We start from the raw sequence: 20575 nt of genomic DNA on the forward strand, positions 1-20575 counted from the left end.
GTGATAGTTGGTCATTTTTGGTACGATGAAGGTGTATCTCCCTGAATGATACGAAAAAGAAAAGGTAAGGTGAATGTATGGAACACCTCATTTTAGCCTCATCATCTCCTCGTAGAAAAGAACTTCTAGCTAATTTGCAGCTTAAATTTGAGGTCTCCAGTAGCGATGTTGATGAAAGTTTTTCGGCCGATTTATCGCCGGATGAAGTCGTGATGGCACTTGCTGGGAAAAAGGCAAAGGCGGTTGCAGTGAATTTTCCGCATTCCTTTGTACTTGGGGCGGATACCATCGTCGTCTTAGACGGCAAAATTTTAGGAAAACCAAATGATGAAAGAGAAGCTTTCGACATGTTGCGACAACTTTCAGGACGTACCCACGAAGTATATACAGGGGTAGCAATCATTTCACCATCTGGTTCAACGAATTTTTTTGAACGCACGTCAGTAACGTTTTGGGAGTTGACCGAAACGGAAATCAACAGGTATGTATCAAGTGGAGAACCGCTTGATAAGGCTGGAGCCTATGGAATTCAACAGCTTGGTAGCTTTTTAGTGAAGGAAATACAAGGTGATTATTTTAGTGTGGTCGGACTGCCTGTTTCGAGGACAGTTCGCGAGTTAAGGAAAGCTGGTTTTCCATTACACTTTTAACTCACGTTTCCTTTAACTCCCGATTAAAAGGGAGGAGAATCTTTTTTGACAACCAATGAATTAGAAACACCACCATTAATGATGATTCGTGATTTTCCACAGGATGAAAGACCACGGGAACGATTTGTCACCAATGGACCACAAAGTCTTTCCAATCACGAACTTGTCGCCATTTTACTTCGCACTGGGACAAGCCAGGAATCTGTACTGCAATTATCCAATCGATTATTAACCCATTTCGAAGGATTAAGAATGCTAAAGAGCGCTTCATTAGAGGAAATAACCGCCATCAAAGGGATTGGGAAAGCAAAGGCGATTCAAGTTCTTGCCGCGATTGAACTTGGGAGGCGCATCGCCAATCTTGCTTTCGATGATCGTTATGTGATTCGTTCTCCAGAGGACGGAGCAAAATATATGATGAATGATATGCGGTTTTTGTCACAGGAGCATTTCGTCTGTCTTTATTTAAATACAAAAAATCAAGTTATTCATAAGCAAACGGTTTTTATCGGCAGTCTAAATGCCTCAATTGTCCATCCGCGCGAGGTGTTCAAAGAAGGGTTGAAACGATCTGCTGCCTCCATTATTTGCCTCCATAATCACCCCAGTGGCGATCCTGCGCCAAGTAGGGAGGATATTGAAGTGACGAAACGCTTGGTCGAATGCGGGAAAATCATTGGCATTGAGTTGCTGGATCACCTGATTATCGGGGAAAATAAGTTTGTTAGTTTGAAGGAAAAAGGGTATTTATGACCTTTCCTACTATTTTTTTCATCAACGTTACGATATAATAGTGTTTATGATTTTTTAAGGTAAAGAACATATTTGTGTGAATAGAGAGCCTTATTTTAAATCGTTAAACGTATCAGAAAGGGAGATACTACGATGCTTGGAATTGGTACAAAAGATTTAGGAATCGATTTAGGTACAGCGAATACGCTGGTTTTTATTAAAGGAAAAGGTGTGGTGCTACGCGAACCATCAGTTGTCGCACTACAAACCGATACCAAACAAATTGTTGCCGTCGGTAATGATGCGAAAAATATGATTGGTCGTACACCTGGAAATGTGGTGGCGAAACGTCCAATGAAAGATGGCGTTATCGCTGATTATGAAACGACTGCAGCTATGATGAAATATTATATCCGCGAAGCAACGAAATCTAAGGGCGGATTATTCGGGCGTAAGCCATATGTGATGGTTTGTGTACCATCCGGAATTACCGCCGTTGAAAGACGGGCTGTCATTGACGCGACCAAGCAAGCTGGAGCTAGGGATGCTTATCCAATAGAAGAGCCATTTGCAGCAGCAATCGGTGCTAATCTACCTGTTTGGGAGCCGACCGGAAGTATGGTTGTGGATATCGGTGGCGGAACAACAGAGGTAGCGATTATTTCATTAGGTGGAATTGTCACAAGTCAATCTGTTCGTGTGGCAGGGGACGAAATGGATGATTCAATCATTAATTATATTCGCAAAACGTACAACCTCCTCATCGGGGATCGCACATCAGAGGCGATTAAAATGGAAATCGGCTCTGCGGGGGACCCTGAAGGCATTGAAAATATGGAAATTAGAGGACGAGACCTATTAACAGGTTTACCGAAAACGATTGAAATTACGGCAGCGGAAATTGCGAAAGCATTACAAGATACGGTTTATGCCATTGTCGAATCGGTTAAGAACACACTTGAACAAACGCCGCCGGAGCTGGCTGCAGATATTATGGACCGTGGAATTGTGTTAACTGGTGGCGGGGCTTTGTTGCGTAATCTCGATAAAGTCATTAGTGAAGAAACGAAAATGCCTGTCATCATTGCGGAAAATCCACTCGATTGTGTTGCAATTGGAACAGGAAAAGCGCTCGATCATATTCATTTATTTAAAAATAATAATAAGGATTCACGATGAGGTGTAAATAATGCCACAGTTTTTTCTGAATAAACGCCTGATATTTTTGCTTGTCAGCATCATTATTCTCGTGGCATTAATCGGCTTTTCATTGCGGGATCGTGAAAATTTAACCTGGCCGGAGAAGTTTACGAAGGACACCTCCGGTTGGGTTACTTCTCTTGTTTCAACGCCCACTAAATTTTTTGCCGGTTTTTTTGAGAACCTTGATGATTTGCAAACTACATATATTGAAAATAAAGAGCTGAAAAAGCGTTTAGATAAATTAGCCAGCCTTGAATCACAAGTGCATTTATTAGAAGAAGAAAATAAGGAATTACGCGATATTTTAGATAAAAAAGAGTCTTTGCGTGACTTTAAACCGATTCAAGCTACAGTTGTCTCTCGAAACCCGGACCAATGGCATGAAATGATCATCATTAATCGTGGTAAGGTTCATGGGATAAAAGTAAATATGGCAGTGATTACCTCTAAAGGCTTAATCGGTAAAGTAAAAACGGTTTCACAATTTACTTCAACGATACAATTATTAAGTACGATGGATCCAAAATACCGGATTTCCGCTATCGTCCAAGGGGATAAGGAAATTTACGGTTTAGTCGAGGGATTTGATGATAAACGTGAATTATTGTTAATTAAATCGATTCCGGTTGATGCGAAGATTAAAAAGGGGCAAAATGTGATTACCTCTGGTCTTGGTGGCGTTTTTCCTGAAGGGCTAGCAATTGGTAAGGTCGTTGAGGTAATGCCTGACCAATATGGGCTAAATCAAACAGCCTATGTCAGACCTGGTGCAAATTTTTACGATATCAAAAATGTCATGGTCATTAATCGAACAATGGTACAACCTGATTTGTCTGAGTTGGTCGATAATGAGGAGGAAGAATTGTGATTCGTCTCCTACCATTTTTCCTATTTTTATTTTTGTTTATTTTAGAGAGTCTATTTGTCGAACTTTTTCCAGTAAGATTTCTAAGCGGTGGACATATCTTTGTACCACGCTTTTTAATGGCAGGAATTTTACTTTTAACCATCTTCGGTAATCGAAAGTACGGCATTTGGTACGGTTTATTATTTGGGTTAATGTTTGATATCGTTTATACCGAAATTATTGGAATTTACTTATTTATGTTTCCGTTAACGGCTTATTTTATTTCGAAGTTGATGAAAATTTTACAAGCCAATGTATTCATTGTGACCTTTGCTGTATTATTGGGAATTGCCATACTTGAGATCATTGTGTATGAGATGAACTTCTTGATCCATGTGACAAGAATGAGTTTTCCAGTCTTTCTTCAATTTCGACTTTGGCCGACATTGGCGGTCAATTTAATCTTTGTATTAATTACCATTTATCCGTTGAAAAAACAATTTGAAAAACTTAATGAACAATTAGCATAATCGACAGGAGTTTTATCGTTTTTGTCGAATTGTTTTGAATAGAGTGTCCAGCTGCAGCGCCATTGTAGAAGGCGCTTTGAGCATTTCTTAGGGGTGACTTCTGCTATGAAGAAAACACAGAATGTAATGATTAAAGGCTCAAAGGATGGACTTACCTTACATCTCGATGATTCTTGTTCCTATCATGAATTGAAAAAAGAGCTTGATGATAAATTGTCTGCGACCTATCGAGCACAAGGTGATCGCCCATTAATCACTGTGAAGGTAAGTGTCGGAAATCGTTATTTAACAGAGGAACAGAAAGAAGAAATCAAGAGCATAGTCCGTCAGAAAAAAAATATGGTCGTTGATACGATTGAATCAAACGTCATGACGATTGAAGAGGCTAAACAAATTAAAACACAATCAGATATTGTCACCGTTTCTAAAATTGTCCGCTCTGGCCAAATTTTACAGGTCGAAGGTGATCTACTTTTAGTTGGTGATGTCAATCCGGGTGGCACAGTGATTGCGGGTGGCAATATTTTTATAATGGGTTCTTTAAGAGGAATTGCCCATGCGGGTTGTGATGGTGATGAATCTGCTGTCATTGTGGCCTCATACATGAATCCTGCTCAGTTAAGAATCAGTGGATTAATTAATCGTGCACCTGAAACCTTGACCGAAGAGGTTGGTCGCGAGATGGAATGTGCTTATATTGATGAAAATAATCATATAGTTGTTGATAGATTGCAAGTTTTAATGCGTATTAGACCAAATTTCACGAGATTCGAAGGGGGACGCTAAAGTGGGAGAGGCAATTGTAGTCACATCAGGAAAAGGCGGGGTCGGTAAAACCACAACATCAGCTAATATCGGTACGGCTTTGGCCCTTCAAGGCAAGCGTGTATGTTTGGTAGATACCGATATTGGACTTCGCAATCTGGATGTTGTCATGGGATTAGAAAATCGCATCATCTACGATTTAGTGGATGTTGTGGAGGGGCGTTGCAAAACGCATCAGGCAATGGTCAAGGACAAGCGTTTTGAAGATTTACTATATTTGTTGCCGGCCGCACAAACAACCGACAAACATGCCGTCAATGAATCACAAATGAAGAAATTAATCGAAGAATTAAAGCAAGAATTTGATTATGTCATCATCGACTGCCCAGCCGGAATCGAACAAGGCTTTAAAAACGCAGTTGCTGGGGCAGATAAAGCGATTATTGTGACGACTCCGGAAAAATCCGCCGTCCGTGACGCTGACCGAGTGATTGGCTTGCTGGAAAAAATCGAACACGTCGAGCCTGCCAAGCTTATTATTAATCGGATCCGCAATCATATGATGGAAAGCGGAGATTCAATGGACATTGACGAAATCATCCATCATTTATCAATTGAGTTAATCGGTATTGTTGCTGATGATGACGAGGTAATCAAGGCATCCCATTCGGGTGAGCCAATCGCCTTAAACCCCAATAGCAAAGCAGCAATCTCCTACCGCAACATCGCGCGACGGATTCTTGGTGAATCGATTCCTCTAGAATCTTTAGCATCGGAGTCTAAAGGAGTATTTTCTAAATTGAAGAAGTTTTTTGGCGTGAGATAGACTAGGCTAATTGGCCTGGTCTTTTTTTTAAGCAGTAATCGTACCGTGAAAGGACCAAACGAGCAAGTTTTTGAATTTAACAGGTTTCATTAATCAATAGTCATACTCCCAAGGGACAACTCATAGACTTGTACAAATGCCATTAAAAGGGTTGGGTGTGAATATGTCTAGAGCTGATGAAATCCGTAAAAGGATTGCCAAACGAAAAAAATTGAAAGGAGATTCCTCCTCAAACGCACCATTCTGGAGCACGACAGATGATGAACGTCAGGGATTTGAAAGAATGCCTTCCTTTGAAGCGGGACCAGATGAGGGGATCCATCCCCTGTTTAATAAAGAGCTATTTATCTTCAAAATTCTAGCCTCGGTATCCCTTGTACTCATCGTGGGAATCTTGTTCAAAAATGACAATCCTAAGCTTGATCAAGCTAGGGCAGTTGTTGAGAACACGATGGAAACGAGCTTTCAGTTTGCGGCAGTTTCAGACTGGTATGAATCAAAGTTTGGTAAGCCTTTGGCACTTCTACCGATGATAAAAGATGAACCGAAACCAAACAACAATGATGGACCGCAATACGCTCTGCCTGCATCAGGTCGGATAATTGAGGACTTCGCAAAAAATGGCCAAGGAATCATGATAGAAACCGGTAAGGAAGCATCCGTAGAAGCACTTCATGGCGGAATCGTTACATTTGCCGGAATGAAAGAAGGTTTTGGGAAGACCGTTGTGGTCCAGAATTCGGATGAAAGTGAAACTTGGTATGGTAACTTAGCAACAGTGGAAGTATCCTTATTCAAGTTTATTGATAAAGGCACCAAGCTTGGTGTTGCCACTAGTACGGAGGATGGGTTAAAATCATCCTTCTATCTCGCTGTGAAAAAGAATCATCAGTTTATCGATCCAAGTCAGGTGATTCGATTTGAGTAAAGCAGTTTACTTGTTTCGAAAAATTCATATTCATCCACTGTTGTGGATTGTGATTTTCTTAGCTGTGGCAACCGCCCATTTCATTGAATTATCTTTGTTACTAATGATTATCTTTATTCATGAAATGGGTCATGCGGTTGCTGCCTCTTTTTTTTCATGGCGCATAAAAAAAATAAGTTTCCTTCCGTTTGGGGGAGTAGCGGAGATGGATGAACATGGCAACCGTCCTCTAAAGGAGGAAGCAATCGTCACGCTTGCAGGGCCCTTCCAGCATATCTGGCTCATTGCAGCTGGCTACCTTTGCTATACATTCAATCTCATTTCGCCTGATGTTTACGAGTTGTTTTATCAATTTAATTTAATGGTATTTGTCTTTAATTTGCTACCAATTTGGCCACTCGATGGTGGTAAACTAGTTTTTCTACTGTTCTCCCTGCAGCATTCATTCCCAAAAGCGCATCATCAAACCCTGGTACTGTCAATAGGAGGCCTCGTTTTATTTACCATAGCCGTTCTTGTGATTTCGCCTTTAAACTTAAACGTTTGGATCGTCATCGTCTTTATTATTCTCTCTCTCTATACCGAGTGGAAACAGCAGCCGTATGTGTTTATGCGCTTTTTGTTAGAAAGATACTATGGTAAAAAAGAAACATTCCGTACACTGGAATCAATACTAGCAGATGAAAATCATTCGATCTTCGATGTGCTAAGTGAGTTTCAACGCGGAAAAAAACACTTAATTGTTGTTTACAAAGACAAGAAGGAAATTGGTACATTAGACGAAAATGAACTATTACATGCCTATTTTGCCGAAAAAAGAGTAAAGGCAAAAATTAGCGACCTCCTTTTCCCTTACTAAATTTTGTTATAATAAACTTATAACAGTAGGAAAAGTGAGGCTTTTTGTTTTGGCAAAAATAATAGTCAATTATGCAACTTCAGAAAAACGATTTGTTGTCATCGAGAATCAAAAGGTAACAAAGCTTTACGTCGAGCAACCTGGGGGACAGTCCCTCGTAGGAAATATATATTTAGGGATTGTGACAAAAGTTTTACCCGGAATGAATGCCGTGTTTGTTGATATTGGCATCGACAAACAAGGATTCTTGCATCGGGATAAATTAGCTTCCTTTGCAGTGGCAAATGCGAAAGATAAACCGATTTCCACATACGTTCATCAAGGGGAACGCTTAATAGTTCAGATTGAAAAGGACGCCACAGGTAGTAAGGGACCACGGTTATCAGGGGTAATTGAATTCCAAGGAGAAAATCTGATATACATGCCGAGCGGGGGATTTGTGGCAACTTCTCAGAAAATCGCAGATTCGCAGATTCGTGATGACTTAAAGCACTGGGGTGAAAAAATAATTAAACAACCTGAAGGGCTCATTTTCAGGACAAGCAGTGCTAAAGCAGACAAGTCGGAGCTTGAGACTGAAATTGACGAGCTGCGGAAAATGTATGAACAGCTCCAGAAGGATGCCATATCAGCAAAAGGCTCTATGCTGTTATGGCAAAAAGATTTATTTTTTACCCAACTTGGCGAGGTTCTAAACGCGGTTTCTGAAGGTGAAGTGTGGGTTGACGATAGTAAATTCAAGCAAAAACTTGAAAAATTGCTTTTAGCAAGGCGAATATCGAATGCGGTCCGCCTTCATTTTCACCAAGGAAGAGAAAATATCTTCTCGGCTCAATCTGTCAGTAACGAATTGGAGAAGGCATTAAAGCGGATCGTTTGGTTGGACTCAGGAGCTTGTTTGGTGTTTGACGAAACGGAAGCTTTAACTGTAATAGATGTTAATTCGGGTAAGTTTGTCGGCAAGTCAAACCGAGATGTAACAGTCCAACAGGTTAATGTCGAAGCGGCTAGTGAGGTCGCGCGCCAAATCATCCTCCGTGACCTTGGCGGCATGATTCTAGTGGATTTTATTGATATGAAGCTCGAGCGGGAGCGACAATTTGTCATCAAAGCTTTAAGTGATGCTTTAAAACACGATACTAAAAAAACAAAAATAATCGGGTTTACCGAACTAGGCATTCTCCAGTTAACAAGAAGAAAAACGAAACCGACTTTGTCGGAATCCCTGCAAATGAAATGCCCGACTTGCGCTGGAACTGGCCGAGTGTTTCGCGTCGAATCAGTCGCTTTCCAGCTTGAGCGCGAGCTTTGGGAATATCGCCAATCTGACTACGAGGTTGTACAGATCACGACAACTGACGAAGTGGGGCAGCTTTTTAGCGAAGACCATCTCGAACGCCTAGAAGAAACACTTGGACTCAACATACAATTTTATTACGTTGAAGCATGTAAACCGTTTTATGAAATTACAAAGTTGGGATCGAATTAAACCTATTTACTATTTATCATGCAAGTTATTTGTATGCCAATGACACTTGAAATAGTTATTGACACATCCATCAAAAATATGATAGGATTCATTATGTTATGTTTGTAGCGCACCTGTGCTACAACCGCTCAGAGTAGGTATTAAGGTTTTGCTCAGGTTTCTAAGCAAAGCGCCTGCAATTGGCGAGTCTTAGTCTAAGAGGAGGTGCAAGTATGTACGCAATTATCGAAACTGGTGGTAAGCAAATCAAAGTAGAAGAAGGACAAGCAATCTACATTGAAAAGCTTAGCGCTGAAGCTGGTGAAACGGTTACTTTTGACAAGGTTCTTTTCGTTGGTGGTGAAACAGTTAAAGTTGGTAGCCCTGTGGTAGCTGGCGCAACTGTTACTGCTAAAGTTGAAAAGCAAGGCCGCGCGAAGAAGATTATCGTTTTCAAGTATAAGTCTAAGAAGAACTATCGTAAAAAGCAAGGTCATCGTCAACCTTATACTAAAGTTGTAATTGAAAAAATTAACGCTTAAGAGGATTGAATCGATATGATTCATGTAACGATAAGTCGTTTAGAATCCGGTCTGATTCATGAATTTACATTAAGCGGTCATGCCGATTATGCTAAAAGAGGAAAAGACATTGTCTGTGCCGCCGCAACAGCCGTTTCCTTTGGAACGGTAAATGCGATTGAAGCATTGGCAGGCTTTGAACCAAAAGCAGAATTAGGAAAAGGTGGCTTTCTTCGCTGTGAATTTCCTATGGACATCCCAGAGGAGACACAAAAGAAAGTTCAAATTTTGCTAGAGGGCATGATTGTTTCATTACAAACAATCGAAAAAGACTACGGAAAACACATAAAAATTACCTTCCAATAGGAGGTGGAACAAATGTTAAGATTAGATCTTCAGTTTTTCGCTTCGAAAAAAGGGGTAGGTTCTACAAAGAACGGTCGTGACTCTCAATCGAAACGTCTTGGAGCTAAAGCTGCTGACGGTGAAATGGTATCTGGTGGTTCAATTCTTTATCGCCAACGCGGTACAAAAATTTATCCAGGTACAAACGTAGGACGTGGAGGAGACGACACATTATTCGCGACAGTGGATGGTGTTGTTAAATTCGAACGTTTTGGACGTGACCGCAAGAAAGTTAGCGTATATCCTGTAGCACAAGAAGCATAAACTCTTCTTTAAAAACTCTAACCTAACGAAGGTTAGAGTTTTTTTAGTTACGACCCTTGACTTTTTTTGATATACTAAAAGACAAGCAGTCTTCTGTCACAAATTTGGTGAGGGAGTTATGGAATGGAGAGAACATGGGATATTGTCAAAGTGCTGCGATTTGCAAGGCACGATTGGTTAAATAAAATTCAATTAATTAAAGGAAATTTATCATTAAATAAACTCGAAAGAGCACAAGCTATAATAGACGAGATTGTTATGGAAGCACAACAGGAGGCAAGATTAACTAATCTGAATCTTCCCCAATTTGCTGCTCTTATCTTAACAGCTAACTGGAAGCCTTATCATTTTCAGTTGGAATATGAGGTATTAGGTGAAATAACAAAGGTTAAAGTAGATGATTCAACGCTTAGTGAATGGACTAGAACTTTTTTTTCCAACTTAAATAACTGCGTTGAGCCATTTCAAGAAAATCATTTATCGATCTCGATTTTACCTGAAGAAAATCGAACCATTCTTTATTTTGATTTCACTGGATCCATCCAAAAACAAGCGGAACTTAAGGAGTTTTTACTTCAGGAAGAACCACTGCTTTTATTAAAGGAATTTTCTGGTGATGAAATCAGCTTTGAAATGGAATGGACCTATACATATGAAGGCTAAACTAAGTAGAAGGATTTAAATCTGCGATTCTCGTCGTATGATTGGATGAAACAGACGGGAGGAAATGTAATGTTTGTCGATCAGGTCAAAATATATGTAAAAGGTGGCGACGGGGGCAATGGAATGGTTGCCTTCCGCAAAGAAAAATATATACCAAAGGGTGGCCCAGCGGGTGGAGATGGCGGTAAAGGTGCAGACGTTGTATTTCAAGTAGAAGAAGGCTTGCGAACGTTAATGGACTTCCGCTATCAGCGGCATTTTAAGGCACCGCGTGGGGAGCATGGAATGTCGAAGAACCAGCATGGTAAGGGTGCTAAAGACATGATTGTGAAGGTTCCTCCAGGGACTGTTGTCATGGATGCGGAATCAAATGAAATCATTGCTGATTTAGTGGAACATGGTCAAACGGCAGTTATCGCAAAAGGTGGCCGTGGTGGCCGTGGAAATAGTCGTTTTGCTACTCCGGCAAATCCGGCTCCGGAACTTTCGGAAAATGGTGAACCGGGTCAAGAGCGCGATGTTATTTTAGAATTAAAATTATTAGCCGATGTTGGCTTAGTTGGATTCCCAAGTGTAGGAAAGTCAACACTGCTTTCTGTCGTTTCATCGGCCAAACCAAAGATTGCCGAGTACCATTTTACAACGATTGTTCCGAATTTGGGGATGGTTGAAACAGCAGATGGACGTAGCTTTGTCATGGCAGATTTACCTGGATTAATTGAAGGGGCCCATCAAGGGGTAGGACTTGGCCATCAATTCTTACGACATATCGAAAGAACCCGGGTAATCGTACACGTTATCGATATGGCCGCAACGGAGGGTCGTGACCCTTATGAGGATTATGTAACGATTAATAAGGAATTAAAGGAATACAATCTACGACTAACGGAACGTCCGCAAATTATTGTTGCCAATAAAATGGATATGCCGGAAGCGGAGGAGAATCTAAAGGTTTTCAAAGAAAAGCTTACAGAGGATTTTCCGATATTCCCAATTTCAGCGATTACAAGCCAAGGGCTTCGCGACCTGCTTTTTGCCATCGCTGATAAAATTGAGACAACACCGGAATTCCCACTTTATGAAGAGGTGGAAGATACTTCTGTTAATCGTGTCGTTTATAAGCATGAAGCGAAGGAGCAAAACTTTAGAATTACTCGTGGCCCAGACGGTGCGTTTGATGTTTCCGGTGCGGATATTGAAAAATTATTCAAGATGACCAATTTCCAACGGGAAGAATCAATTAATCGCTTCTCGCGCCAGCTTCGTGGCATGGGTGTTGATGAAGCATTGCGCCAACGTGGAGCGAAGGATGGCGACATCGTTAGAATTATGGAATTTGAATTTGAATTTATTGAATAGGGATTTGAGTGTGAATGCGGGAAAGTAAGAAGAATTACAAATTTTATTTAGTCAGGGAAGATGTTTTACCCGAGGCTATGAAAAAATCTGTCGATGCAAAAGAAATGGTTGAACGCGGTAAAGCAAAGTCGATTTGGGATGCAGTCGGGAAGGTAGAACTGAGCAGAAGTGCTTTTTATAAATACCGAGACACTGTCTTCCCGTTTTCTTCTGTTGTGAATGACCGTTTAATTACCCTTTTTTTTCATTTGGAGGACCGCTCGGGGACGCTATCTCAGCTCCTAAGCGTTGTCGCTTCGGCGGGCTGTAACATCTTGACCATTCACCAAACGATACCGCTTCAAGGCCGGGCCAATGTGACGTTATCACTTAATGTGACGGAAATGGCCATTGGCCTTGATGATTTACTTGTACAACTTCGTGAGTTAGAATTTGTAGAAAAAGTGGAAGTGCTGGGTTCAGGTGCGTAAAGCTCTGATATCCGGCATTTTTCAGTTAAGAGGGGATGAACATGAAAATTGGCTATCTAGGTCCTCGGGCTACTTTTACCAATTTAGCAGTGAGGACGATGTTTGTGGGGGTGGATAATTCTATTCCGTTTGCTACCATACCGGAATGTCTCGATGCCGTCAATGAAGGAATGATTGATGTCGCAACGGTCCCGCTTGAAAATGCGCTTGAGGGCTCTGTTAATATTACACTCGATTATTTAACTCATGAAGTGGCCATTCCGATTCGCTGTGAGGTCACTACACCGATCGCCCAGCATCTTATGGTTCATCCTGAAAATAAAAATAAGCAAATTGAAAAGATTTTCAGCCATTCGCATGCGATTGCCCAATGTCATAAACACCTTCATTCGCAATGGAAGGGGACCCCATCAGAAAATATGACATCCACAGCAGCAGCTGCCCAATTTGTTAAGGAGCATCCAGAACGACCGATTGCCGCTATCGCCAATGAATTAGCAGCAAAGGAATATCAGCTCGAAATCGTTTCCCGCAATATCCATGATTATCCCCATAATCATACGAGGTTTGTGATTTTATCTAAGCGGGAAATCGAGTTTGCTGGGACCAAAGCCCGTATGAATAGTTATAAGACGACGATTATGGTGACATTACCTGATGATCAATCAGGAGCGTTACATCTAGTATTATCCGCCTTCGCTTGGCGCAAGCTGAATCTCTCAAAAATTGAATCTCGCCCGATGAAAACAGGCTTAGGCCACTATTTCTTCATCATCGACATCGAGAAGCAACTGGACGATATCCTCATTCCAGGTGCCATCGCTGAAATCGAGGCGTTAGGAAGCAAGGTAAAAGTGCTTGGCAGCTATCCTTCCTTTAATCTGGAAAAGAACATTGATGACCTTTCTTGAAGAAAAGAGCTCAAAAAGGTCACCAAACTCCAGTTTGCTGCCCGTTTTTCGAGAATAGCACCCAAAAAGGACACCAAACTCCGGTTTGCTGCCCTTTTCTCAAGAAAACACCAAAATCAGGTCACCAAAACCTGATTTAGTCAATCCCTACCATAAACCCCGCCGCCGCTAGGGCATTTTCCGCTGCATCTAAGGCTTCCTCTGACGGTGCGGAAATGGTGTGAAGGTGAATTCCACCTGTTAGTTCTAATAAAAAAGCTGCCTTCGTTTCAAGCACCTTTTTCATAAACTGCCGGACCTCCTGTCGATTGGAAACCATGATCGAGGCAGTTAAATCACCATAAACTGGATGCTCAATTTTGACATCCTTTACCATGACTCCGTGGTCAACAAGGAGATTTAGTTCCTGTTCCGTTTCTTCCGGCTTATGAGAACAAGCAATCGTTCGTTCCACCGTGGTTACAGGGGAATTACCTTTAAAGTATAAATAACCTTGGCTAGTTGCAATGATTGGTTCATTTTTTGCCTTTAAAAGTGTAATATCGCCAACAATCACCTGCCGGCTCACATGAGTGTTAGCAGCTAATTCACTGCCGGTAATGGCTTCGTTACTTGCCTTTAATACATCCAAAATCCATTTACGTCTCTCTTCTCCTAGCATCTTTTTGGGCATATCTCACAAACCTCCCTTATTTTCTGCCATTAAATTCGTGTACAATCCTTACAATAGTATCCCCAAGCATTTCGACTTCTTCCTTTGTCGTCATTCTGCCAAAGGAAATCCGGGCAAACTCTTTGGCAGCCTTTCCAGAAATTCCTAATGCTTGCATTGCTCTAGAAGGATTTTGTTTGCCTGTTGCACAGGCGCTGCCCGTTGAAATCGCAAAACCGAGTCGATTGCACTCAAGCATGAGCCATTGACCTTCCATTCCAGCAATACTTAAACCAACAATGCCCGGGAATTGCTCGTCTCCGGTCGACCCGTGAATCGTCAGCAGATGATTAATTGGCACTAATCTTTCAAGTAATGCTTCACGAAACATTTGATATTTTTGATTCAAATCTGTCATCATGCCAATTGTTTTTTCACAAGCCACTGTCATCGCCACAATTCCTGGTAAATTTAGCGTACCAGGACGTAGCCCTCCTTCATGACTTGTGCCAGGAAAAAATGGCTTCCAATGAATACTCGGTTGGATAAATACCCCTCCGACCCCCTTTGGTCCATAAAACTTATGACTTGAAAATGAGAAACTGCTAATCAAACGAGAAAGCTGTCGGCTATCCGATTTACCTAGACCTTGCACAAAGTCACAATGAAAATGAATATTATGCTCATGACAAACGACTGAGATCTCTTCAATCGGCTGAATCGTGCCAATCTCCGAATTCGTATGTTGAACCGTCACCAAAATCGTATCCGGGCGTATCGCTTCTTTCAATGACTCGATTTCAACAACACCATTAGCGGAAAACGGCAATAAAGTTACTTCATAACCATCGTTTTCTAGTCTTTTTAAACTGCCATGAATCGATGAATGCTCGGCTAAAGTCGTAATAATGTGTTTTCCTTCTCGTTTCGGTGCAGTTAAAAGTGCTTCAATGGCTAAAAAATTACTTTCAGAACCGCCACTTGTAAAAAATAACCCTTTCTTATCAACACCTAGCAATCTAGCAAATGTCTCTCTGCAGTTATCAAGTAGGCTGGCTGCTTGGCCACCGATATCATGTAAACTACTCGTATTTCCATATAATTCAGTAGCCATTTTCACATATAGATTCGCAGCATCCTGGTCTAGTGGGCATGAAGCTGAATAGTCGAAATATCTCATCATTTTTTCACCTATTTTCTTGTAATCTACGGTAGTATTTACCGTAATTTTTTCAAAAACTTGCTGAACATCATAATCTACGGTAAGTTTTCCTGATTTTTCTCTAAAAACTTACCGAACTTCGTAAACTACGGTAAGTTTTCCTTACTTTTCTCTAAAAACTTACCGAACATTGTAATCTACGGCAATTTTTACTGACTTTTCATTAAAAACATACCGAACATCGTAATCTACGGTAAGTTTTTCCGCAATTTTACCAAATACTCACCGAACATTGAAATCTTCCGTAAATTATCTAATCAAAAACACTTGTCATAAGTGTAAATCTGTGTAAATATAAGTGTCAAGACACCTGTTAATTATGGGGGTAAATTTAATGAATCACCATGATGTTTTAATCATCGGAAGCGGGATTGCTGCTTTACAGCTTGCCGTTCATTTAAGTCATGATAAAAATGTGAGAATTCTCACAAAGTCATCAATCCGAACGGCCAACTCCTATTTAGCGCAAGGTGGGGTTGCAGCAGCGATTGGCAAGACCGATCATCCTTCCAAACATTATCTTGATACGCTCGAGGCAGGCAGAAATCACAACCATGGCCCAACTGTCCACGAAATTATCGAAGCAGCACCAGAATTAATTAACGAGATTTATAAGCATGGATGCCACTTTGATCACGATGAAACCGGTGCCTTATTGTTAGGAATGGAAGGTGCTCATAGCGAAAAAAGAATTATCCACGGCGGCGGTGACGCCACAGGGAAAACATTAGTAGAATTCCTTGTCTCGCAATTATATAACAAATTTCAAATTGAAGAGAACATTTTTGTATATGAGTTAATTTTAGATGAAAAAAGGCAGCGTTGCATTGGTGTAAAAGGCAAAACGACAGATGGTGCCATTCACTATTACTACGCTAACCATATTGTTTTAGCAACAGGAGGCTGCGGTCAACTTTACAGCTTTACCTCCAATGCCGAATCGGTAACTGGTGATGGGATTGCCATGGCCTATTTAGCTGGTGCTGAAGTAACCGATATGGAATTTATTCAATTCCATCCAACCTTGCTTTATGTTAATGGGGCACCAAAAGGGTTAATATCCGAAGCGGTCCGTGGTGAAGGAGCCAAGCTAGTAACCGAAGATGACACACCAATTATGGAAGGTGTGCATCCACTTAAAGACTTGGCACCGCGCCATATTACTTCGCAAACCATTTTTGATTATGTAAAAAAAGGTAAGCCAGTATATTTAGATATTCGTAATATAGAAGATTTTGAGACTCGGTTTCCATCGATTACTGAGCTTTGTGGGCAAAACGGTATAGACTTATCCGCGGGTAAAATTCCGGTCGTCCCCGGTAGTCATTTTTTAATGGGTGGAATCAAAACGGATGCGATGGGACGTTCATCCATTCCAGGGTTATATGCAATCGGTGAGGTTTCTTGCACCGGTCTTCACGGTGCCAATCGTTTAGCGAGTAACTCGCTATTAGAAGGGCTATTTCAAGGTAAGAAACTAGCAGGATATATTAATGAAACACAAATCACACCTGTATCATTTAATCTTCAAGTAACCGTTTATCCAGTTAAACACAAAAAACAACGTCTACCAGAGATTGCAACACTCCAGGAAAGGATGATGGAGAATGTTGGTATTGTTCGTGAGAAAAGCATATTAAAGGAGCAATTGCGTTGGCTGGAACAATTTAAACGAAGGGATTTTACTGACCTTGATAGCCTGACAATGGGAGATATTTCACGAATCTATATGCTAATTGTCGCCGAATTAATCACGGCATCCGCACTGAAACGAACGGAGAGCCGAGGTGGTCATTTCCGGAGTGACTATCCGTTTGAGGACGATGCCAATTGGTGTAATAAACAATCTGTCCATATATTCAAAAGGGAAGTGGAGATACAAGATGAATCAATTAAAACTGCGCTCGCAACTTGAACAATTTTTTATCGAAGATATTGGCGATCAAGACATGACAAGCGATTTGATTTTTTCCAATCGAGCAATCGGTGAAGTTGTTTTTATCGCTAAGGCTGATGGCGTTTTTTGTGGCGAAGATATTATTCGCACAGGTTATAAGTTGTTAAATGATTCAATTGAAGTGAATGTGAAGGTTAAAGACGGGGAAACAGTTGAAGTTGGTCAAATTTTAGCCTCTGCAAGCGGGAACATTGCTGATCTTTTAAAAGGGGAACGGGTCATTCTGAATCTCATTCAGCGAATGAGTGGGATTGCGACCTTAACCCAGCGTGCTGTTCAAGAATTAAATAGTAAAGTGACAAAATTATGCGATACAAGAAAAACAACACCGGGCTTACGGATGTTTGAGAAATACGCGGTTCGTTGCGGAGGCGGTTACAATCATCGCTATGGTCTATATGATGGTGTCATGATTAAAGATAATCACATTTCCTTCGCTGGTTCGATTTCTAAAGCAGTGAAGACGGCGAAAGATCGTTTAGGACATATGGTGAAAATTGAAGTCGAAACGGAAACGTTGGAGCAGGTACAGGAAGCAATTGAGGCGAAGGCAGATGTCATCATGTTCGATAACCGCTCACCACAGGAAATTAAAGAGTGGATCGGTACCGTGCCAAAGGGAATCGTTACCGAAGCTTCCGGGGGAATTACATTAGAAAATCTTGCAAGCTATTCCGATTGTGGAGTCGATTATATCTCACTCGGATTTTTAACACATTCGGCAAAAGCATTAGATATAAGTGTAAAAGTGTCATGGACAAAAGGGGAGGACTAATAATGAGTTTTTTAGCTTCACTTCAAACAAATCATGTGATGATTCCAGAACAATACAGAGAGATGTCACGCGAGGAATTAGAACAAAAGGTTAAGGAGGCAAAAGCCAAATACGGTTCCAGACTTTATATTCCTGGCCATCATTACCAAAAGGATGAAGTCATCCAATTTGCCGATGCAACCGGCGATTCATTAAAGCTTGCCCAACTTTCGGCTGCTAATACGGAAGCTGAATTTATCGTATTCTGCGGTGTGCACTTTATGGCTGAAACGGCAGATATTTTAACCACTCTTGACCAAAAGGTATTTTTACCTGACATGAGAGCTGGCTGCTCGATGGCTGATATGGCCGATATGCAGCAAACCGAGCGTGCTTGGAATAAGCTGCAGGATTTGTTTGGTGACACGATTCTGCCTTTAACGTATGTTAACTCAACGGCTGCGATTAAGGCGTTTGTTGGAGATAAAGGCGGTGCAACGGTTACTTCTTCAAACGCAGAAATAATGGTAAGATGGGCGTTTGAACAGAAGGAGCGAATCTTGTTCTTGCCGGACCAGCATTTAGGCCGTAATACCGCTGTGAATCTTGGTGTTTCACTTGAAGAAATGGCCGTTTGGGATCCAACTACCGAAACCTTGGAGTATGATGGTGATTTATCAGCGTTGAAGGTCATTCTTTGGAAAGGCCACTGCTCAGTGCATGAGAATTTTACCGTTGAAAACATTGCGGATGTTCGTCGTGACTTTCCAGATATGACGATTATCGTTCACCCGGAATGCCGTCGTGAGGTCGTTGCCTTATCTGATATGGCTGGTTCGACTAGCTACATCATCAACGCAATTGAAAACGCAGAGCCAGGCAGCGCATGGGCAATTGGTACGGAAATGAATTTAGTGAATCGATTAATTCAAGATCATCCGAATAAAAAAATCATTTCATTGAATCCGCATATGTGTCCATGCTTAACCATGAACCGGATTGATTTACCACACTTAGCTTGGTGCTTAGATATGCTTGAAAGTGGCGAGAATCATAATCGCATTATTGTTAGCAATGAAATAGCCGTCAGTGCGAAACTAGCGTTGGAAAGAATGCTGGCCAATGCTTAATTTATTCAATGAGGATACCCTAATTTAATGGGGTGTCCTTTTTTATGTTATAGCCAAACTTCATTTTTTCATAATGAACATGCCATGAAAGTTTGATGCATAGAATTGATATGAAGGATTGGAATTATTAAAAAAGTGCATAAGTTTTTTTGTAGTTTAATAGCAATTTGCCTAGATTGACATAGACTATATGGACTTATGCCATAGGAGGGAAGCAAAAGTGAAGATCCATATCGTTCAGAAAGGGGATACTCTTTGGAACATAGCCAAGAAATATGGGGTTAATTTCGAAGAATTAAAGAAAATGAATTCCCAACTTAGTAACCCAGATATGATCATGCCCGGGATGAAAATTAAAGTTCCAACCACTGGAGGTTCGGTAAAAAAGGAAGCACCTATTATTGGAGCAAAAAAGGAAGCACCAATTATAGGCGCCAAAAAAGAAGCGCCAATTGTCAAGGAGAAGCCAATCGCACAAGCTCCAATAAAAGAGGCACCTATTATGCCTATTAAAGAAGCACCAATCGTACAACCTGCGCCGGTTATGCCTCAACCAGTGATTCCGGATATTGATATCAATAATTACTACATGTTAAACATGGCCCAAATGAATGTCCAACAGCCACAGCCACAGCCGCAACTTCCGCCAAAACCGACCAATATTTTACCCGAAATAAAAGAAGTACCAAAGAAAGAGGCTCCGATAGTAGAAGTGCCAAAAAAGGAGGCCCCAGTGGTTGAAGAGTCGATTGAAGAGCCATCAATCGAACAACCAATTGTGCAAGAGTGTGTACCGATAACACCAATTTTACCTGGATCTGGACTTGAACCAGGCTGGTGTCCGCCACCTCCTTGTCCGCCACTACCATGTCCGCCGGTACCATGTCCACCGGTAGGAGTCATGCCGTACATGGAAAATATACCTGCATTTCCTCAGGCGCAAGGGGTAGTACCTGGAATGATGCCTATGGTAGAAACCCCTCAATCTTTTTGGGGTATGGCTGAATCGTCCGATTTTATTCCGCAATTACCGATGACGAATCCAATGCCATATAATCCAACGGCAGTAATGGGAGCGGGAGGTAATCCGTACGGGGTGACCCCAACAGAATTTGAATCTATGGGCTATCCAGGAGGTCCAATACCATACGGTCAATCACAACCATTTGTAGGCGGTCAGGTACCAATGAGTCAAATGCCAATGCAAGGTCAGCCATTTATGGATGGTCAAATGCCAATGAGTCAAATGCCAATGCAAGGTCAGCCATTTATGGATGGTCAAATGCCAATGAGTCAAATGCCAATGCAAGGTCAGCCGTTTATGGATGGTCAAATGCCAAGGCAAGGTCAGTCATTTATGCCTGGTCAAATGCCAATGCAAGGTCAACCGTTTGTAGGCGGTCAAATGCCAATGCAAGGTCAACCGTTTATGGGCGGTGGAATGCCAATGCAAGGTCAA

Annotated in this window: 23 protein-coding genes and 1 other annotated feature; of the genes, 21 read left to right on the top strand and 2 right to left on the bottom strand. The window is 41.3% G+C overall.

Features of this window, described 5'->3' with window-relative positions:
- The first annotated feature begins 77 nt into the window (after positions 1-77).
- The 17 genes from ACX9YW_RS11120 (at position 78) to pheA (ending at position 13401) form a co-directional block, all read left to right on the top strand.
- On the top strand, positions 78-650 hold the full coding sequence (locus ACX9YW_RS11120; protein WP_460346271.1) for a Maf family protein: 573 nt from the start codon (positions 78-80) through the stop codon (positions 648-650).
- Between the two features lie 78 nt (positions 651-728).
- Positions 729-1403, top strand: a complete 675-nt coding sequence (gene radC / locus ACX9YW_RS11125) for a RadC family protein (protein ID WP_460346322.1) — start codon at positions 729-731, stop codon at positions 1401-1403.
- A gap of 132 nt (positions 1404-1535) precedes the next feature.
- Positions 1536-2561 (top strand): rod shape-determining protein, encoded by a 1026-nt coding sequence (locus ACX9YW_RS11130; protein ID WP_460346273.1) that lies wholly within the window; start codon positions 1536-1538, stop codon positions 2559-2561.
- Between the two features lie 10 nt (positions 2562-2571).
- The gene (gene mreC, locus ACX9YW_RS11135) at positions 2572-3453 is read left to right on the top strand and encodes a rod shape-determining protein MreC (protein WP_460346275.1); all 882 of its coding nucleotides are present in this window, start codon (positions 2572-2574) and stop codon (positions 3451-3453) included.
- Positions 3450-3962, top strand: a complete 513-nt coding sequence (gene mreD, locus ACX9YW_RS11140) for a rod shape-determining protein MreD (protein ID WP_460346277.1) — start codon at positions 3450-3452, stop codon at positions 3960-3962. Before mreC ends, mreD begins: the two co-directional genes overlap by 4 nt.
- A gap of 105 nt (positions 3963-4067) precedes the next feature.
- Entirely contained in the window at positions 4068-4748 is a 681-nt protein-coding gene (gene minC, locus ACX9YW_RS11145; protein WP_460346279.1) for a septum site-determining protein MinC, read from the top strand.
- Position 4749: 1 nt separating this feature from the next.
- The gene (gene minD, locus ACX9YW_RS11150) at positions 4750-5553 is read left to right on the top strand and encodes a septum site-determining protein MinD (protein ID WP_460346280.1); all 804 of its coding nucleotides are present in this window, start codon (positions 4750-4752) and stop codon (positions 5551-5553) included.
- A 163-nt stretch (positions 5554-5716) separates the two neighbouring features.
- On the top strand, positions 5717-6481 hold the full coding sequence (locus tag ACX9YW_RS11155) for a peptidoglycan DD-metalloendopeptidase family protein (RefSeq protein WP_460346281.1): 765 nt from the start codon (positions 5717-5719) through the stop codon (positions 6479-6481).
- Positions 6474-7340, top strand: coding sequence for a M50 family metallopeptidase (locus ACX9YW_RS11160; RefSeq protein WP_460346283.1), 867 nt, complete (start codon positions 6474-6476; stop codon positions 7338-7340). The genes ACX9YW_RS11155 and ACX9YW_RS11160 overlap by 8 nt, the downstream gene beginning before the upstream one ends.
- Positions 7341-7389: 49 nt before the next feature.
- Positions 7390-8829 (top strand): Rne/Rng family ribonuclease, encoded by a 1440-nt coding sequence (locus ACX9YW_RS11165; RefSeq protein WP_460346285.1) that lies wholly within the window; start codon positions 7390-7392, stop codon positions 8827-8829.
- 112 nt (positions 8830-8941) lie between these two features.
- Positions 8942-9029: a sequence feature (ribosomal protein L21 leader region), on the top strand.
- 12 nt (positions 9030-9041) lie between these two features.
- A complete protein-coding gene (gene rplU, locus ACX9YW_RS11170) occupies positions 9042-9350 on the top strand; it encodes a 50S ribosomal protein L21 (protein WP_460346287.1) in 309 nt (102 codons plus the stop codon).
- Positions 9351-9365: 15 nt separating this feature from the next.
- Complete coding sequence (locus ACX9YW_RS11175; RefSeq protein WP_460346289.1) at positions 9366-9695, top strand: ribosomal-processing cysteine protease Prp; 330 nt, start codon at positions 9366-9368, stop codon at positions 9693-9695.
- Between the two features lie 12 nt (positions 9696-9707).
- The gene (rpmA, locus tag ACX9YW_RS11180; protein ID WP_460346291.1) at positions 9708-9998 is read left to right on the top strand and encodes a 50S ribosomal protein L27; all 291 of its coding nucleotides are present in this window, start codon (positions 9708-9710) and stop codon (positions 9996-9998) included.
- Between the two features lie 123 nt (positions 9999-10121).
- Entirely contained in the window at positions 10122-10661 is a 540-nt protein-coding gene (locus ACX9YW_RS11185) for a Spo0B C-terminal domain-containing protein (RefSeq protein ID WP_460346293.1), read from the top strand.
- 69 nt (positions 10662-10730) lie between these two features.
- Positions 10731-12020 (top strand): GTPase ObgE, encoded by a 1290-nt coding sequence (gene obgE / locus ACX9YW_RS11190; RefSeq protein WP_460346295.1) that lies wholly within the window; start codon positions 10731-10733, stop codon positions 12018-12020.
- Positions 12021-12034: 14 nt separating this feature from the next.
- A complete protein-coding gene (locus tag ACX9YW_RS11195) occupies positions 12035-12490 on the top strand; it encodes an ACT domain-containing protein (protein WP_460346296.1) in 456 nt (151 codons plus the stop codon).
- Positions 12491-12531: 41 nt separating this feature from the next.
- Entirely contained in the window at positions 12532-13401 is an 870-nt protein-coding gene (pheA, locus tag ACX9YW_RS11200) for a prephenate dehydratase (protein ID WP_460346298.1), read from the top strand.
- 136 nt (positions 13402-13537) lie between these two features.
- Here pheA and ACX9YW_RS11205 read toward each other — a convergent pair whose 3' ends face one another.
- Positions 13538-14074, bottom strand: coding sequence for a transcription repressor NadR (locus ACX9YW_RS11205; RefSeq protein ID WP_460346300.1), 537 nt, complete (start codon positions 14072-14074; stop codon positions 13538-13540).
- Between the two features lie 16 nt (positions 14075-14090).
- The gene (locus ACX9YW_RS11210) at positions 14091-15236 is read right to left on the bottom strand and encodes an IscS subfamily cysteine desulfurase (protein WP_460346302.1); all 1146 of its coding nucleotides are present in this window, start codon (positions 15234-15236) and stop codon (positions 14091-14093) included.
- Between the two features lie 373 nt (positions 15237-15609).
- On the opposite strand from ACX9YW_RS11210, the gene nadB reads away from it, so the two are divergent.
- From nadB to safA, 4 genes are all read left to right on the top strand, one after another.
- Complete coding sequence (gene nadB / locus ACX9YW_RS11215) at positions 15610-17190, top strand: L-aspartate oxidase (RefSeq protein WP_460346304.1); 1581 nt, start codon at positions 15610-15612, stop codon at positions 17188-17190.
- The gene (gene nadC, locus ACX9YW_RS11220; protein WP_460346306.1) at positions 17159-18007 is read left to right on the top strand and encodes a carboxylating nicotinate-nucleotide diphosphorylase; all 849 of its coding nucleotides are present in this window, start codon (positions 17159-17161) and stop codon (positions 18005-18007) included. The genes nadB and nadC overlap by 32 nt, the downstream gene beginning before the upstream one ends.
- A gap of 2 nt (positions 18008-18009) precedes the next feature.
- Positions 18010-19116 (top strand): quinolinate synthase NadA, encoded by a 1107-nt coding sequence (nadA, locus tag ACX9YW_RS11225; RefSeq protein ID WP_460346308.1) that lies wholly within the window; start codon positions 18010-18012, stop codon positions 19114-19116.
- 220 nt (positions 19117-19336) lie between these two features.
- Positions 19337-20575, top strand: a 1239-nt coding sequence (gene safA, locus ACX9YW_RS11230; RefSeq protein WP_460346310.1) for a SafA/ExsA family spore coat assembly protein, incomplete at its 3' end; no start/stop codon positions are given.

This window comes from Pseudoneobacillus rhizolycopersici (assembly GCF_054786815.1).